18 protein-coding genes are annotated in these 14,810 nt (G+C 55.1%); 9 read left to right on the forward strand and 9 right to left on the reverse strand.

Annotated features, from left to right (window positions below; all coding sequences use genetic code 11):
• Window positions 1-48 precede the first annotated feature (48 nt).
• Window positions 49-804, forward strand: a complete 756-nt coding sequence (locus A3L09_RS01275; RefSeq protein WP_088857256.1) for a Nif3-like dinuclear metal center hexameric protein — start codon at window positions 49-51, stop codon at window positions 802-804.
• Here the strand turns inward: A3L09_RS01275 and coaD are convergent.
• The 4 genes from coaD to A3L09_RS01295 are packed head-to-tail and all read right to left on the reverse strand — an operon-like array spanning window position 799 to window position 4,048.
• Window positions 799-1,302 carry a phosphopantetheine adenylyltransferase gene (coaD, locus tag A3L09_RS01280; RefSeq protein ID WP_088857257.1) on the reverse strand — a complete coding sequence of 168 codons (504 nt, stop codon included), beginning with the start codon at window positions 1,300-1,302 and terminating at the stop codon, window positions 799-801. The two genes, A3L09_RS01275 and coaD, sit on opposite strands and share 6 nt — an antisense overlap.
• A gap of 9 nt (window positions 1,303-1,311) precedes the next feature.
• On the reverse strand, window positions 1,312-2,091 hold the full coding sequence (locus A3L09_RS01285; RefSeq protein ID WP_088857258.1) for a DUF835 domain-containing protein: 780 nt from the start codon (window positions 2,089-2,091) through the stop codon (window positions 1,312-1,314).
• Complete coding sequence (locus A3L09_RS01290; protein ID WP_088857259.1) at window positions 2,082-3,059, reverse strand: bifunctional N(6)-L-threonylcarbamoyladenine synthase/serine/threonine protein kinase; 978 nt, start codon at window positions 3,057-3,059, stop codon at window positions 2,082-2,084. Before A3L09_RS01290 ends, A3L09_RS01285 begins: the two co-directional genes overlap by 10 nt.
• Before the next feature lie 32 nt (window positions 3,060-3,091).
• Entirely contained in the window at window positions 3,092-4,048 is a 957-nt protein-coding gene (locus tag A3L09_RS01295) for a hypothetical protein (protein WP_157727173.1), read from the reverse strand.
• 107 nt (window positions 4,049-4,155) lie between these two features.
• Between A3L09_RS01295 and hflX the strand changes: the two genes are divergently transcribed.
• Window positions 4,156-5,469, forward strand: a complete 1,314-nt coding sequence (hflX, locus tag A3L09_RS01300; RefSeq protein WP_088857261.1) for a GTPase HflX — start codon at window positions 4,156-4,158, stop codon at window positions 5,467-5,469.
• Here hflX and A3L09_RS01305 read toward each other — a convergent pair.
• Window positions 5,425-6,387, reverse strand: coding sequence for an inorganic phosphate transporter (locus A3L09_RS01305; RefSeq protein WP_088857262.1), 963 nt, complete (start codon window positions 6,385-6,387; stop codon window positions 5,425-5,427). The genes hflX and A3L09_RS01305 overlap by 45 nt on opposite strands.
• Window positions 6,388-6,606: 219 nt before the next feature.
• Here A3L09_RS01305 and A3L09_RS01310 point away from each other — a divergent pair, with 219 nt between their 5' ends.
• From A3L09_RS01310 to porB, 7 genes are all read left to right on the forward strand, one after another.
• Complete coding sequence (locus tag A3L09_RS01310; RefSeq protein ID WP_088857263.1) at window positions 6,607-7,164, forward strand: pyruvate/ketoisovalerate ferredoxin oxidoreductase subunit gamma; 558 nt, start codon at window positions 6,607-6,609, stop codon at window positions 7,162-7,164.
• A 47-nt stretch (window positions 7,165-7,211) separates the two neighbouring features.
• Complete coding sequence (locus A3L09_RS01315) at window positions 7,212-7,529, forward strand: 3-methyl-2-oxobutanoate dehydrogenase subunit delta (protein ID WP_088857264.1); 318 nt, start codon at window positions 7,212-7,214, stop codon at window positions 7,527-7,529.
• Window positions 7,530-7,539: 10 nt separating this feature from the next.
• Window positions 7,540-8,727: a pyruvate ferredoxin oxidoreductase gene (porA, locus tag A3L09_RS01320; protein ID WP_088857265.1), complete on the forward strand. Its 1,188-nt coding sequence runs from the start codon at window positions 7,540-7,542 to the stop codon at window positions 8,725-8,727.
• Window positions 8,728-8,732: 5 nt separating this feature from the next.
• The gene (locus A3L09_RS01325) at window positions 8,733-9,668 is read left to right on the forward strand and encodes a 3-methyl-2-oxobutanoate dehydrogenase subunit beta (protein WP_088857266.1); all 936 of its coding nucleotides are present in this window, start codon (window positions 8,733-8,735) and stop codon (window positions 9,666-9,668) included.
• Window positions 9,669-9,742: 74 nt separating this feature from the next.
• Window positions 9,743-10,060 carry a pyruvate synthase subunit PorD gene (gene porD / locus A3L09_RS01330; protein WP_088857267.1) on the forward strand — a complete coding sequence of 106 codons (318 nt, stop codon included), beginning with the start codon at window positions 9,743-9,745 and terminating at the stop codon, window positions 10,058-10,060.
• Between the two features lie 11 nt (window positions 10,061-10,071).
• Complete coding sequence (gene porA, locus A3L09_RS01335; RefSeq protein WP_088857268.1) at window positions 10,072-11,256, forward strand: pyruvate synthase subunit PorA; 1,185 nt, start codon at window positions 10,072-10,074, stop codon at window positions 11,254-11,256.
• 10 nt (window positions 11,257-11,266) lie between these two features.
• Window positions 11,267-12,262 (forward strand): pyruvate synthase subunit PorB, encoded by a 996-nt coding sequence (porB, locus tag A3L09_RS01340; RefSeq protein WP_088857269.1) that lies wholly within the window; start codon window positions 11,267-11,269, stop codon window positions 12,260-12,262.
• 31 nt (window positions 12,263-12,293) lie between these two features.
• Here the strand turns inward: porB and A3L09_RS01345 are convergent, their stop codons facing one another.
• The 4 genes from A3L09_RS01345 to A3L09_RS01360 are packed head-to-tail and all read right to left on the reverse strand — an operon-like array spanning window position 12,294 to window position 14,790.
• Complete coding sequence (locus tag A3L09_RS01345; protein ID WP_088857270.1) at window positions 12,294-12,755, reverse strand: hydrogenase maturation protease; 462 nt, start codon at window positions 12,753-12,755, stop codon at window positions 12,294-12,296.
• 15 nt (window positions 12,756-12,770) lie between these two features.
• The gene (locus A3L09_RS01350) at window positions 12,771-13,295 is read right to left on the reverse strand and encodes a 4Fe-4S dicluster domain-containing protein (protein ID WP_088857271.1); all 525 of its coding nucleotides are present in this window, start codon (window positions 13,293-13,295) and stop codon (window positions 12,771-12,773) included.
• On the reverse strand, window positions 13,295-14,347 hold the full coding sequence (locus tag A3L09_RS01355) for an FAD-dependent oxidoreductase (protein ID WP_088857272.1): 1,053 nt from the start codon (window positions 14,345-14,347) through the stop codon (window positions 13,295-13,297). Before A3L09_RS01355 ends, A3L09_RS01350 begins: the two co-directional genes overlap by 1 nt.
• Window positions 14,344-14,790 (reverse strand): 4Fe-4S dicluster domain-containing protein, encoded by a 447-nt coding sequence (locus tag A3L09_RS01360; protein ID WP_232473551.1) that lies wholly within the window; start codon window positions 14,788-14,790, stop codon window positions 14,344-14,346. The genes A3L09_RS01355 and A3L09_RS01360 overlap by 4 nt, the downstream gene beginning before the upstream one ends.
• Window positions 14,791-14,810: the final 20 nt, after the last annotated feature.

The following is a 14,810-nucleotide window of genomic DNA, read 5'->3' on the forward strand; positions in this document are numbered from 1 at the left end:
CATATTCAGTTAGTGAATAATTCACCCAGTGAATAGGGCGGTGAAAAAATGGTCAGTCGTGACGAACTCGTATCATTCCTGGATGAATACCTCAACATCTCAGCCTATCCAGACAAGTCGAGCAACGGCCTCCAGGTGGAGGGGAAGGAAGAAGTTGAACGCGTCGCCTTCACGGTGGATACAACACTCAAAACAATAGAACGCGCAGCAAAGGCCAAAGCCGACATGATGATAGTCCACCACGGTATGATATGGGGCGGGATAAGCTACGTAACTGGGATACACTACAAGCGCCTGAAAGCGCTTCTCTCATCGGGCATTAACCTCTACGCGGCCCATCTTCCGCTCGATGCCCATCCTGAGGTGGGGAACAACGTAGAACTTCTGAGATTACTTGATCTCGAACCTAAGGGGCCTTTCGGCGAGTACCGGGGGCTTTCCATTGGCTTCTGGGGAGAGTTTGAAGAGCCGCAGCCGATAGAGAAAATTGCACAGATAATCGCGGAAAAGCTCGACACAACGGTTAAAACCTACGAGTTCGGGAAGCGCGAGATTAGAACCGTTGGAGCCATCAGCGGGGCAGGTGCCTTCGCCCTGGAGGAAGCTTGGAAGAAGGGGATCGACCTTCTCATAACCGGCGAGTTTGGCCATGCCGATTATTTAACCGCCCTTGACCTTCCGCAGAGCGTCCTCGTGGCTGGCCACTACAAGACGGAGACGCTCGGAGTTAAAGCACTGATGCCTCTCCTGGGAGAAAAGTTCGATCTGGAAGTGTTCTTCATCGACGAGCCGACTGGGCTATAACCTCTTTCCAGTTTCGTTTTTCTTGCGGGTTAGGGGATTCCCGAAGGGGTCTATGAGGCCGGCCCGGATGAGGGATGAGCTGATCTTCGGGCCCACCTTGCTTTTTATCACCTTTATCGTAACCACCTTGAGGGGGGGCAGTCCCTTCTCCTCCCTTGCCCTGTTGACGAGGACGGCGCCTTTATACGTTTCCTCACTGACGACGATGGCTTCAAGATCCTTCATGCTGTCTGCGAAGCCTATCGCGGTGTTTATCTTGATGACGCGGTAGTTTGAGTAGCCGTTGATCTCGATGAACTTTAGGAGGCACTCCAGCCGCCTCCAGTAGGGGAGGATCTTCTCGGCGTAGGGTTTGTCCTTTATCATCTCATCCGAGGTCAGGCCGATATACACGTACCTTCCAACATCAAAGGCTTTTCTGAGGAGGGCTTTGTGGCCGAGGTGGAGCCTGTCGAATGTACCTCCAACGACAACCTTTCTATACGGTTTTCTCCCCATATACAGCCCTCACAGAGGTTCAAACTCCCTGAGAAGGAGGGCTTTCTGTCTCTCGTCGAGCGCGTTCTCGTCCACGACGATTACCAGAGCCGCCCCAGTCGGCAGGATGTAGTCTTTGAGGTTAACTAGAAACTTGAAGATGGCTGGGAACTCGTTGTAGAGCATGAGGTATTCAAGGCAGTCTATAACCACGATCGACTCCGGGTTTTCTCGCACAAAGTTTATCGCCTGCTCCTGGATGACGTGGAGCTTGGTGGGGGGGACTCCACTGTCCGTGGCTTGGGTTATCCAGACCGTTGCCACAAAGTCCATCCCCTCGTAGAGGTGGGGGTTTCGGGTGAATGCGAGGGTGGGCATTTTGAGGGATCGAAGGAGCCCAAAAAGGTCTACCATCTTAGCCTTGGATCCAAAGACCAGGTAGGCCCCCTTGAATCTGCCGTCGGCTCCCTTTGGCGCTGATTCGTTACTCGGGATCTTTGGGGTTGGGATGTACCTCCTCTCCAGAACGATGACGTAGTGGACTATGGTGTATATAACCCCGAATATTGAAACCCCGTAAAGAATGGAGAGGATGGCCGAGTCGTAGGGAACCTCCGTGAAGTCGTCTATTATATCGATCGTCCTTCCGATGACTGCTATTGAGAGGAATATCGCCGCCTCCTGCACGAAGAATTTGAGCTCGGCGACGTACCTGTTCCACCGTTTGAGGAAAAATAGCCACACGTAGGCTATTACGGCGAACATTGAAATGTCGTATATGAGGCGTGAACTGGACACGATTAATCCCATACAACTTCGACCTCATCCGTTCTAAACTTCTGCTTCACTATGGTATCATGTATCTTAAACCTTACGCCACCACGGTACATCCTCAAACCCGTGTAGGCTATCATTGCGCCGTTATCGCGGCACAGATCGTATGGGGGGACGAAGAACCTTATCCCCCTGTCTTCGGTCATTATCCTGAGCATCTCGCGGAGGCGGTTGTTGGCCGCGACTCCACCTACGAGGACGACTTCAGTTTTTCCCGTGTGCGCCACGGCCCTCTCCGTGACCTCGACCAGGGCGGCGAAGGCCGTCTCCTGGAAGGAATAGGCCAGATCCTCAACGCGGTACTTGCCCGTGCGGTACTTCCTAACCGCTTCGGTGAGGACTCCCGAGAAGCTCAGGTCCATGCCCTTGACGGCATAGGGAAGCTCAATGTACCTCTCCCCCTTCAGCGCGAGCTTCTCTATCTTCGGCCCTCCCGGGAAGCCTATTCCGAGCTCCCTCGCGAAGGTGTCTATAGCGTTCCCAATGCCTATGTCAAGGGTCTCGCCGAAGACGCGGTAGCGGCCGCCTTCCAGGGCGAGAACCTGGGTGTTGCCGCCGCTAACGTACAGTCCTACTGGGTCTCTAACGCCGAACATCTTGGTTATCTCAACGTGAGCTATGCAGTGGTTAACACCGACTATCGGCTTGTTGTGCTTTATCGCGAGGGCCCTTGCGGCTGTTGCCACGACCCTCAGACACGGCCCTAAACCGGGCCCCTGGGAGAAGGCTATGACGTCAACATCATCGATGGTTATTCCAGCAGTTTCAAGGGCCTTTTTCAGGAGGAGCTTGAGAAGCCTCGCGTGGTGTTCGGCGGCTTCCTTTGGGTGAATACCGCCTTTTTCAGTCGTTAGGGTGTCGAATACGTTGGCGAGGACTTCTTTCTCAGTAACGATGCCGATGCCGAGAGTGTGGGCTGTTCCCTCAATGCCGAGCGCTATCATGTTGGAGGCCTTCTAAAAAGGTGTTAAAAAAGTTACTGGATGGAAACGTTGAAAGTGTAGTCAATCACCCAGCTGAGATAGATGTAGCCATCGTCCCCAACTTCCTGCCTATTATCACCGAGGACAAAAGAAAGCACTCTACCAACCTTTGTTTTCACAGCATCCGGATAGGGAAGGCCGTGCCAGCTCTTCCACTGGAACTTTTTCCCCTCGTAGTTGAAGACAACCACCGGCACAATTAAAACGCCTCCATTGCGCTCCTCCAGCCCTTCAGCGAGGGTTCCGTTGGAGGATAGGAGCACGAAGAGAGTCTGAGGAATCACATGATTCACGCTCTCAACGGTCACCGAGCCCATGTAGCGGAAGCTACCGGTTAAATTGTCGGGGAGATAATCGACGCTTCCATCACCATTTCCTTCAATTAATCTTCTTTGGAAGGAGTTTATGTCTGCAACACTCCAAAGGGAGCCGGAACCGTTCGTGGAAACTTCAATCATCCCCCCAGAAGGCTCTAGCACGTACTTAGCCCAACTCCCCCAGTTGTGTTCATCGGAATAGTTGTAGAAGATGGTAAACGTCCTGTTGTTTCCAAGGGCTCCATAAGGTACGGTGCCATTGAGTGAAAGAAGCCCCCTTGGAGGGGTCTGGTTGGAGACGTTGAAGAGGGAGTACCAGAGGTAAATCGTGATGTTCTTCAGGGCGAGGGACTCCTCATTAATAACGAACTCGAAATGGAGCAGATTTGGAACTCTTTTTCCAGGCTGATAGAAGATGCCGGGGAGATACTTCACATCCACGGAATCGCCGTTGGACTTTTTGTACTCCATTCCCATCGAAGACGCTTCAAGGAAGACATGAACTTCGTCAATAGAGGCAACAGTCGGCTGAACTAATTCTGCCCTTTTGTAAACGATGTACGAGTATCCCGCAAACCCGAGTACGATACCCACGACGATGACGAGGGCCAGCACCTTTTTCACAGTTCTCACCGCATACTTTTCGTTCTTGCATGACTTATAAACTTTCTGTAGTATTTATCACCTTCACTTTCAGAGAACTGCAGGTTTTTAAATCCTCTTTCCCAGGGGTTGAAGGTATGAAGGCCATCGGAGTTATCAGGACTTCAAGGCGAGAACGCCTCAGTAGAGATGAATTCGAGGAGCTCCTAAGGAGTGCGGGTTACGACGTTATTGAGATAGTTGAGCAGAACCGCGAGGAGCATCCGCGCTACAACATCGGGCCGGGAAAGCTGAAGGAGCTCAAGGCTCTAGTGGAGGAGCTGAAGCCTGATAAGGTTATCTTCGCAAACAGGCTGACCCCCAGCCAGGCCTACAACCTCTGGAAGGAGCTGAAGGTTGAGGTGATGGACCGCTGGCAGCTCGTTCTTGAGATATTCGAGAAGAGGGCCCACTCCAAGGAGGCCAAACTCCAGGTCGAGCTCGCCTCACTCCAGTACGAGGTTCCGCTCGTTAAGGAGGCGATAAGGAGAATAAAGCTCGGCGACAGGGCCGGTTTCAAGGGCATGGGCGAGTACCAGACCAGGCAGTACCTTAAGCACATTCGGTACAGGATGGGAAAGATAAGGAAGGAGCTGGAGAGGGTCAGGGCGGATCGAGAGGTTAAGAGGAAGCGCAGGGAGGAGCTGGGGTTCATTCTAATAGCCCTAGCCGGCTACACCAACGCTGGAAAGAGCACTCTTCTCAACGCCCTGGCGAGAGAGAACGTGGAGGCCAGGAATCAGATGTTCACAACCCTCGACACCACCACGAGGAGGTTTAAACTCGGGAGGAAAAGGGTCCTCGTCACAGATACCGTCGGCTTCATCGACAACCTTCCACCGTTCATTGTCGAGGCCTTCCACTCGACCCTTGAGGAGATAGTGAAGGCCGACGTCCTCCTTCTGGTTCTTGATTCAAGCGAACCCTGGGGGGAGATCAGGAGGAAGTTTCTGGCATCGCTGAGGGTTCTTAGGGAGCTCAAATCTCTGGATAAACCAATGGTGGTGGTTCTCAACAAGATTGACCTAACCAGTGAGGAGGACGTAAACGACAAAGCTGAGAGGATCCTTGAACTCTCGCGTGAGATGGCCCCCAACGTGAGGGCCGTTGTGAAGACCTCAGCTAAAATGGGCCTTCTGGACGACCTCTACTGTGCTCTGGAGGGGATAATCCCAGGCCTGCCTAAGTACCGGAGGTTCAGAATAACCATCCCGCCCGGCTCCGACGCTGGGAAGGTGCTCGGCCTGCTTGAGTCAATAGGTGAGGTTCTCAACGTTTCCTACGGGGAGGAAACGGTGGTCGATGCCCTCGTTCAGGTGGGAATGATAAAGGAGCTGACGAAGCTCGGCGTGGTGATAGAGCACCCCTTAGACGAGGCCGGCGAGGCTGAAGAGCCTGAAAACGATGAGTGAGATTATGACCGCCACAGTTGGAGTGGCCACCCAGCCGAAGAGTATGTCCTTTACGACGCTCCTATCCACGCCCTCTCCCGTTATGATGCCGACGCCGACGACTCCGCCGACTATGGCCTGGCTTGAGCTCACGGGGAGGCCCAAAACGTTGGCCAGACTCACGGAGATGGCGGAGCCGAACTGAGCTGAGAAAGCCGAAACCGGACCGAGGGATGTTATCTTCTTTCCGACGGTGTGCATAACTGCGTAGCTGAAGGTGAGAGCCCCCATGGCCAGGCTCAACGCCACGAGGATTCCAGCCGTTCTCGGCTCCAGGAAGCCCGCCCCGACTATTGGGCCTGAGGCGTTCGCTACCTCGTTGGTCCCGAAGTTGAAGGCCATGTAAGAGCCCCCCAGGATTGCGAGGGCCTTGTACAGCTTTTCGATCGTGGCTATGGTTTTGATCCTGGATATTACCCATCCGTAGAACTTGTATAGGATTATCGCAAAGATACCGGATAATACTGGGGAGAAGACCCACGCACCGGCTATCTTCGCCATCGTTTCCCAGTTCACCGGCGCGCCTATGCTGAGGCCCACTCCCAGAACGCCCCCTACTATGGCCTGGGTGGTGGAAACGGGGAGGCCTTTGACCGTGGCTATGGTGACCCACACGCCGGCGGAGAGGAGGGCTATAACGGCTAACTCAACCGTCAGGTATCCGGGGGGGACTATTCCCTTTCCCACGGTCTTCATGACCTTGTACCCCTTTAAATACGCCCCGAGGAGGGTGAATATTGCTATTGTGAGGGTTGCCTGGCGGAAGCTCAGTATCCCCGCTCCCACGGCAGTACCCATTGCATTTGCCGAGTCGTTGGAGCCTATGTTCCATGCGATATAGAATGCCACCGCAATCATTGCCAGTCCCAGCGCTTCCATTCCCCTCCCTCCGGCTATATAGTCTATATGGAGGTGGGTAGTCTATTTAAATTTTTTCGAAACTTCTTCGGGAAATCTTGATTTTGATTAACCATTGGCGCCCTCTTATGTTCACGATTACCCAAAGACACTTGCCGAGGGAAGCTTAAGCCAATACCGAAAGGCAAATAAATGTAACGGTTGAAGCAACATTGAAAAAACCTCAAGGAGGCAGGAAGTATGATCGAGATACGTTTTCACGGTAGAGGTGGACAGGGTGCTGTTACCGCTGCAAACATTCTAGCTTCAGCAGCCTTCAAGGAGGGCAAATACGTCCAGGCGTTCCCGTTCTTCGGTGTTGAGAGGCGTGGAGCGCCGGTTACTGCCTTCACCAGGATAGATGAGAAGCCCATCAGGATAAAGACCCAGATCTACGAGCCGGACGTTGTCGTCGTCCTCGACCCGAGCCTTCTCGACACCGTTGATGTCACGGCCGGTCTCAAGGACGGAGGAATCGTCATAATCAACACCGAGAAGAGCAAGGAAGAGGTACTTGAGAAGCTCAAGAAGAAGCCGGGCAAGCTGGCTATCGTTGACGCTACCGGCATAGCCCTCGACGTTCTTGGACTCCCGATCACCAACACGGCCATCCTCGGTGCGGTTGCAAAGGCCACCGGACTAGTCAAGCTTGAGAAAGTCCAGGAAGCCATTAAGGAGACCTTCTCGGGAGCCCTCGGGGAGAAGAACGCCAAGGCCGCCGAGGAGTCCTTCAACAAGACCGTTGTCTACGAGCTCTGATTTTGCTCTGATTCCTTGTTTCATCTTACCTTAAGGAGGGGAGGAGATTGAACACGCTGTTTGGTGAAAAGAAGGAAGGGGCCACCAAAATCGTCTTCACCAAGGTGGACGAGTACCCGGAGGCCCCAATAAGTCTGGGGACGACCCTCAGCAACTTCACCGGCGACTGGAGGACTTTCATTCCGATCATAAACGAGGACAAGTGCGTCAAGTGCTATATCTGCTGGAAGTTCTGCCCTGAGCCGGCCATCTACATCAAGGACGACGGCTACGTCGCGGTTGACTACGACTACTGTAAGGGTTGCGGTATCTGCGCCAACGAGTGCCCGACCAACGCCATAACGATGGAGAAGGAGGAGAAGTGAGGTGGTGAAGATGGAGTACAAGCCGATCAGAAAGGTCGTGAGCGGAAACTATGCGGCAGCCTACGCAGTGAAAGACGCCAGGGTTCAGGTGGTTGCCGCTTACCCGATCACCCCCCAGACCAGCATCATCGAAAAGATAGCCGAGTTCCTTGCCAACGGAGAGGTCGAGAACCTCCAGTACGTTCCGGTCGAGAGCGAGCACTCCGCAATGGCCGCCACCATCGGTGCATCTGCGACAGGCGCTAGGGCCTTCACGGCAACCTCTGCCCAGGGTCTAGCTTTGATGCACGAGATGCTCCACTGGGCGGCCGGTGCGAGGCTTCCCATAGTTATGGTCGACGTTAACAGGGCAATGGCTCCCCCGTGGAGCGTGTGGGACGATCAGACCGATTCACTCGCCCAGAGGGATACGGGCTGGATGCAGTTCTACGCCGAGAACAACCAGGAGGTTTACGACGGAGTTCTGATGGCATTCAAGATAGCGGAGACCGTCAACGTCCCGGCCATGGTCGTTGAGAGCGCCTTCATCCTGAGCCACACATACGACGTCGTCGAGATGATCCCGCAGGAGCTCGTCGACGAGTTCCTCCCGCCACGGAAGCCGCTCTACACCCTGACCAACTTCGACAACCCGATTTCGGTCGGCGCCCTCGCAACTCCCGCCGACTACTACGAGTTCCGCTACAAGCTCGCCAAGGCCCATGAGAAGGCCAAGAAGGTCATCAAGGAAGTCGGCAAAGAGTTTGGGGAGATGTTCGGAAGGGACTACAGCCAGATGATAGAGCTCTACAGAACCGACGATGCCGACTTCGTCTTCATGGGCATGGGTTCGCTCATGGGAACCGTCAAGCAGGCCGTTGACATTCTCAGGGAAGAGGGCTACAAGGTCGGAGCGGCGAAGGTCCGCTGGTTCAGGCCGTTCCCGAAGGAGGAGCTCTACGAGCTCGCCAAGAACGTCCAGGGCATAGCGGTCCTCGACAGGAACTTCTCCTTCGGCCAGGAGGGCATACTCTTCACAGAGGCCAAGGGGGCGCTCTACAACACCGGTGCCAAGCCGCTCATGAAGAACTACATAGTCGGACTCGGAGGCAGGGACTTCACGGTCAACGACGTCAGGAAGATCGCCGATAACATGAAGGCCGTTATCGAGAAGGGAGAGATCGATGTAGAGGTGGACTGGTACCACCTTAAGAGGTGAGAAAGATGGAGATTCCCGAGACCATTAAGAAGAAACTGACCCTTCCCGCGGACGAGCACTTTTACGCAGGACACACCGCTTGCCAAGGTTGCGGTGCTTCACTCGGACTCAGATACGTCCTCAAGGCCTACGGCAGGAAAACGATAGTAACCATTCCTGCCTGCTGTTCGACCATCATAGCCGGTGCCTGGCCCTACTCAACCCTCGACGCCAACCTCTTCCACACGGCCTTTGAGACCACAGGTGCCGTCATGGGCGGCATTGAGGCGGCCTTAAAGGCCATGGGGTACAAGGTCAAGGGCGAAGACGGTATCATGGTCGTCGGCTGGGCCGGCGACGGTGGTACAGCTGATATCGGTCTTCAGGCCCTTTCAGGGTTCCTTGAGAGGGGCCACGACGCGGTCTACATCATGTACGACAACGAGGCCTACATGAACACCGGAATCCAGAGGTCAGGTTCAACACCCTACGGAGCCTGGACAACAAACACCCCCGGTGGAAAGAGGCACTTTCTAGAAAAGCGGCACAAGAAGAAGGTCATAGACATCGTCATAGCCCACGAGATACCCTACGCGGCAACCGCCAGCGTCGCCTATCCGGAGGACTTCATAAGGAAGCTCAAGACGGCTCAGAAGACTCCGGGACCAAGCTTTATCCAGCTCTTCAGCCCGTGCCCGACCGGATGGAGGAGCCCGACCGACAAGAGCATCGAGATAGCCCGCCTAGCAGTCCAGACCGCCTACTTCCCGCTCTTCGAGTACAAGGACGGCAAGTACAAGATCAACATGCCCAACCCGAAGAAGGAGCCAAAGCCGATAGAGGAGTTCCTCAAGTACCAGGGCAGGTTCAAGTACATGACCAAGGAGGACATCGAGATCCTCCAGGCGTGGGTGAACCACGAGTGGGAGAAGCTTAAGAAGCTCGCCGAGGTCTTCGGCTGAGCCTTTCATTGTTACACTTTCGTGTCCACGCAAAGTTTAAGTTCGCGTTCCATAACTCACTAGAGGTGATACATATGGCTGAGAGCCCGTTTAAGGAGAACATTGAGAGGGTTGCTAAGGAATACAGCGAAAAGATGACCCCCGGTGCGATAGCGACCATTCCGGGGAGCAGCGTAATCAACAAGACCGGCTCCTGGAGAGTTTTCGTGCCGGAGTTCAACAGGGACAAGTGCACTAGGTGCTTCCTCTGCTACATATACTGCCCGGAGCCGGCCATCTACCTGGATGAGGAGAACTATCCGGTATTCGACTACGACTACTGTAAGGGCTGTGGCATCTGCGCCAATGAGTGCCCGGTTGATGCCATAGTTATGGTTAGGGAGACCAAGTGAGGTGGTGAAAGATGCCGATAAGAACCGTTATGAAGGCAAACGAGGCTGCCGCCTGGGCGGCCAAGCTGGCCAAGCCCAAGGTCATAGCGGCTTTCCCGATTACGCCGTCGACCCTCGTTCCCGAGAAGATAAGTGAGTTCGTGGCCAACGGAGAGCTCGACGCCGAGTTCATCAAGGTCGAGAGCGAGCACTCCGCTATCTCCGCCTGCGTTGGTGCTTCAGCCGCTGGAGTTAGGACCTTCACCGCAACAGCTTCACAGGGTCTCGCTTTGATGCACGAGGTTCTGTTCATAGCCGCTGGAATGCGCCTTCCGATAGTGGTTGCAGTCGGAAACCGCTCACTCAGTGCTCCGATCAACATCTGGAACGACTGGCAGGACAGCATAAGCGAGCGCGATACCGGCTGGCTCCAGTTCTACGCCGAGAACAACCAGGAGGCACTCGATCTCATCCTCATAGCCTTCAAGGTCGCCGAGAACGAGAAGGTTCTCCTCCCTGCAATGGTCGGCTTCGATGCCTTCATCCTGACCCACACTGTCGAGCCGGTTGAGATTCCAGATCAGGAGGTCGTTGACGAGTTCCTCGGCGAGTACGAGCCTAAGCATGCTTACCTCGACCCGGAGAGGCCGATAACGCAGGGCACCCTCGCCTTCCCGGCCCACTACATGGAGGCAAGGTACACGGTTTGGGAGGCCAATGAGAACGCCAAGAAGGTCATCGACGAGGTCTTTGAGGAGTTCGAGAAGAAGTTCGGAAGGAAGTACCGGAAGGTTGAGGAGTACCGCACCGAGGACGCCGAGATAGTCTTCGTCACCATGGGTTCCCTCGCCGGAACCGTAAAGGAGTACGTCGACCACCTCCGCGAGCAGGGAATCAAGGCCGGTGCAGCTAAGCTCACCGTTTACAGGCCCTTCCCGATTGAGGAGGTCAGGGAGCTCGCGAAGAAGGCGAAGGTCATAGCCCTCCTCGAGAAGAACGTTACCTTCAGCGTCGGCGGAGCCCTCTTCCAGGACTTCAGCAGGGCCCTCATAAACGAGAAGGAGAAGCCGATAATCCTTGACTTCATCCTCGGACTCGGCGGCAGGGACGTTACCTTCCAGAACCTCGACGAAGTCCTTGAGATAAGCAGGAAGGCCCTCAACGGCGAAAAGGTTGATGAGGTCAACTGGATAGGCCTCAGGAAGGAGATACTGTGAGGTGAGGAAGATGGCCGTTAGGAAACCCCCGATTACCACTCGCGAGTACTGGGCACCGGGCCACGCCGCCTGTGCCGGCTGTGGCTGTGCCACCGCTCTCAAGCTCGCCACCAAGGCCTTCAGCGAGGCCATGGAGGAGAAGTTCGGCGATCCCAATGCTTTCGCCATAGCCCAGGCCACAGGTTGTATGGAGGTCGTCAGCGCGGTCTTCCCGTACACTGCTTGGAGGGCTCCATGGGTTCACGTTGCCTTTGAGAACGCTGCGGCCGCGGCAAGCGGTGTTGAAGCGGCCTGGAAGAAGCTCGGCAGGAAGGGCAAGATACTGGCAATAGGTGGAGACGGTGGTACCGCCGACATAGGCCTCCAGGCCCTCTCAGGTATGCTCGAGAGGAGGCACAACGTCGTTTACCTCATGTACGACAACGAGGCCTACATGAACACCGGAATCCAGAGGAGTTCCTCGACACCCTACGGTGCTTGGACAACAACGAGCCCGCCCGGAAAGTACTCCATCGGTGAGGACAAGCCCAAGAAGTGGGTGGCTTTGATAGCGGCCGCCCACCAGATACCGTACGTTGCCACCGCGAGCATCGGCAACCCCTTCGACTTCGTCAAGAAGATGAAGAAGGCCGCCAAGGTCGACGGCCCGGCCTTCGTCCAGGTTCACTGCACCTGCCCGACCGGCTGGAAGAGCCCGCTCGAGAAGGGCGTCGAGATAGCTAGACTTGCCATTGAAACGGGTGTCTGGCCGCTCTTTGAGATAGAGAACGGCGACTTCTTCAACATCAAGATCCAGCCGCCCGGAGGAGGCGCTAAAGTAAAGCGCGAGGGCGGAAAGATAGTCGCCATCGAGTTCAAGAAGCCCATAGAGGAGTACCTCAAACTGCAGGGCAGGTTCAAGCACCTCTTCAAGAGACCGGAGGCAATAGACGAGATGCGCGAGCAGATCAAGGCCATGTGGAAGGTCCTCGGCGTCGAAGTCACCCTCCCGAAGCCGGAGGAGTGATTTCTCTCTTTTGCCTTTATCTTTAGCCTGCCTAATCAACGGCATCTTTAAACGCTATCGCAAGGCCCCTTACGCAGTTCTTTACCTCCTCGGTTACCTCCTTTTTGCTTCCGGGCTGGCATCCCAGGAGGACGAAGCGCGTCCATGGGAGCAACTCCTTGAGATGGCCGAGGGTGACCTTCAGCTGAAACCTGAACTCCTCGGGAACGTCTTCAAGCGCTTCCCAGGGGTCGGCGACAACAACCTTCCCAGGCTCACCACCGAACTCCAGAGGAGTCGCCACTATCACGAGCTCCGGCCGAAACCTCACGACTACACCGGCCTGGCTTTCTGGGACGCTGTGGCAGTTGAGGGGGAAAAAGTTGGGGTTCTCAACTGCCCTCAAAAGGGCCTCAGCTAGATACGCCCCGAAGCCGTAGTCGCCCATCTTCTCGTTGCCTATCCCCATCAGGACTACCCTGTGCAGGTTTCCGAGTATCTCCTTGACTTCCATTCCCCGCCCTCCAGCTTAGAAGACCTTATACCCTGAGCTTATGCTCTTCCTGAGCTCCTCCTCTGTAAGCTCGCGCTGGTGCTCCGGGATGTTCTTGGCGCGCCTCTCGTTCACAAGCTCGAGAACCATCTCGAGCGGGCCGTATTGGATTGCCTCGGCGGGACACATCTCGGCGCAGGCAGGCTCAAGCCCTTCCTCACGCCTCTCGGCACACATGTCGCACTTGGTTATCGCCTTCACCTTGAGGCTGTAGAACGGAACACCGTAAGGACAGACCTGCAGGCAGGCGAGGCAGCCTATGCACTTGTTCTCAGCTATCCTGACCGCTCCATCCTCGTCGCGGTAGATGGCGTGGGTGGGGCAGACCTTGATACAGGGAGCATCGTCGCAGTGCTTGCAGTTTATCGGGACGTACTGCTTGTTCTCTGTGACGTATATCCTGATGTACGGATTTCCGTTGTGTATGAAGTCGCAGACGGTCTGGCAGGTCTCGCACCCGATACAGGTGAGGTAGTCAACGTAGAGGTACTTCCTCTCCATCAGAGCTCACCCCTGAGCCACTTGTCGATGGAAACGGCAGTGTAAAGGCCATCCTTTATCGCCCTGCCGACTTTTGTGGGGCCGTTGGCAACATCTCCAGCGGCGAAGATGCCTTCAACGCTCGTCATGTGCCTCTCGTCCACAACGAGCCTGCCCCTCCTGTCCGTGGCGAGATAAGTTCCGTTGACGGGTGGAGTGGATACCATTCCTATGGCGAAGACGAGATAATCTACTGGAACCTGGAACTCCGAGCCGGGAATTGGAATTGGCCGCCTCCTTCCGGTTGCATCCGGTTCTCCGAGACGCGTCCTGAGGAGTTCGATGGCCTTTACCCGGCCGTTCTCACCGATGACGCTCTTCGGTGTCACAAGTTCGAACCACTTGACTCCCCTGTTGCGGAGTATGTTTATCTCGTAGGCACCTGCTGGAGCCTCTCTTATCGTCCTGCGGTAGAATATCTCGACATCGGCACCCAAGCGGTTGCATTCAAAGGCTACATCAACGGCCGTCAGTCCGGCCCCTATTATACCGACCTTCTTTCCGGCCAAATCGGGAACCTTCTCCTCTGGAACGTAGCCGAGCTTGTGACCCTTTATCCAGAAGAGCAGTTCAAGGGGTGAGAGTATACCCTCGAGATCATCACCGGGGATTCCTATCTTCCTGACGTTCCATATGCCGGTGGCTATTAAAACCGCATCGTACTTCTCCTTCAGCTCGCTCAGCCTGATCTTTCTCTCGTAGAACTCATCGCCCTCGTCTTCTCTTTCTCCTTCCATGACCTTGGTCCGGGGGTAGTACGTTACCTCGAACTCCTCCTCAAGCTCCTTAGCTCCAAAGCGAATCCTCTCGACCGGAATTCTAAACTCCGGAATGACGAAGAGCATCAATCCCCCGGGTTCCGGCATTTTATCGTAGATATCCACATCGTGCCCCTTACATACGAGATAGCCTGCGGCGGTGAGGCCAGCTGGTCCGGCCCCAACTATTGCTATCCTCTTTCCGGTCGGCTGTGGCTTCTTCTTGCAGAGAAAGGAGAATTTCATGCCCTTCATCTGGACCCCCCTCCGAAGAACTTGAGGTATTCTGTCGGGAACTCCTTCACGCGGTCGTGCTTGCATTTGTCGCACATAAAAACGACCTCTGGGTGGTCATAGAACTTTTCGAGCTTGTGGTACAGAAACTCCGCGGTTTTAACGGTGTAGTCAAGCTTCTTCCCGCAGACCTGACAGTGGGCGTACTCGAATTCGAGGTCTACCCTCATTGGGCGGCCCTCAATGGCGTTGGTCGGGCATATCTCATTGCACTCGAAGTTGCAATCCTTGCAGAGTTCGGGATGGAAAGATATAACCTTTTTATCGTCGTCCATTACGAATATTGCGTTATGGGGACAAACCTGGGCGCAGAGACCGCAGCCTATGCACTCCTTGGTTTTCAAGACGCCCTCTTCCACCTTGGGCTGTCCTTTCATACCCAGTAACCCCTTGATGCGTTCCATGATACCACCTCAAAAAAGGG

This window comes from Thermococcus profundus, from assembly GCF_002214585.1.
In the GTDB taxonomy this organism is placed as follows: Archaea; Methanobacteriota_B; Thermococci; order Thermococcales; family Thermococcaceae; genus Thermococcus; species Thermococcus profundus.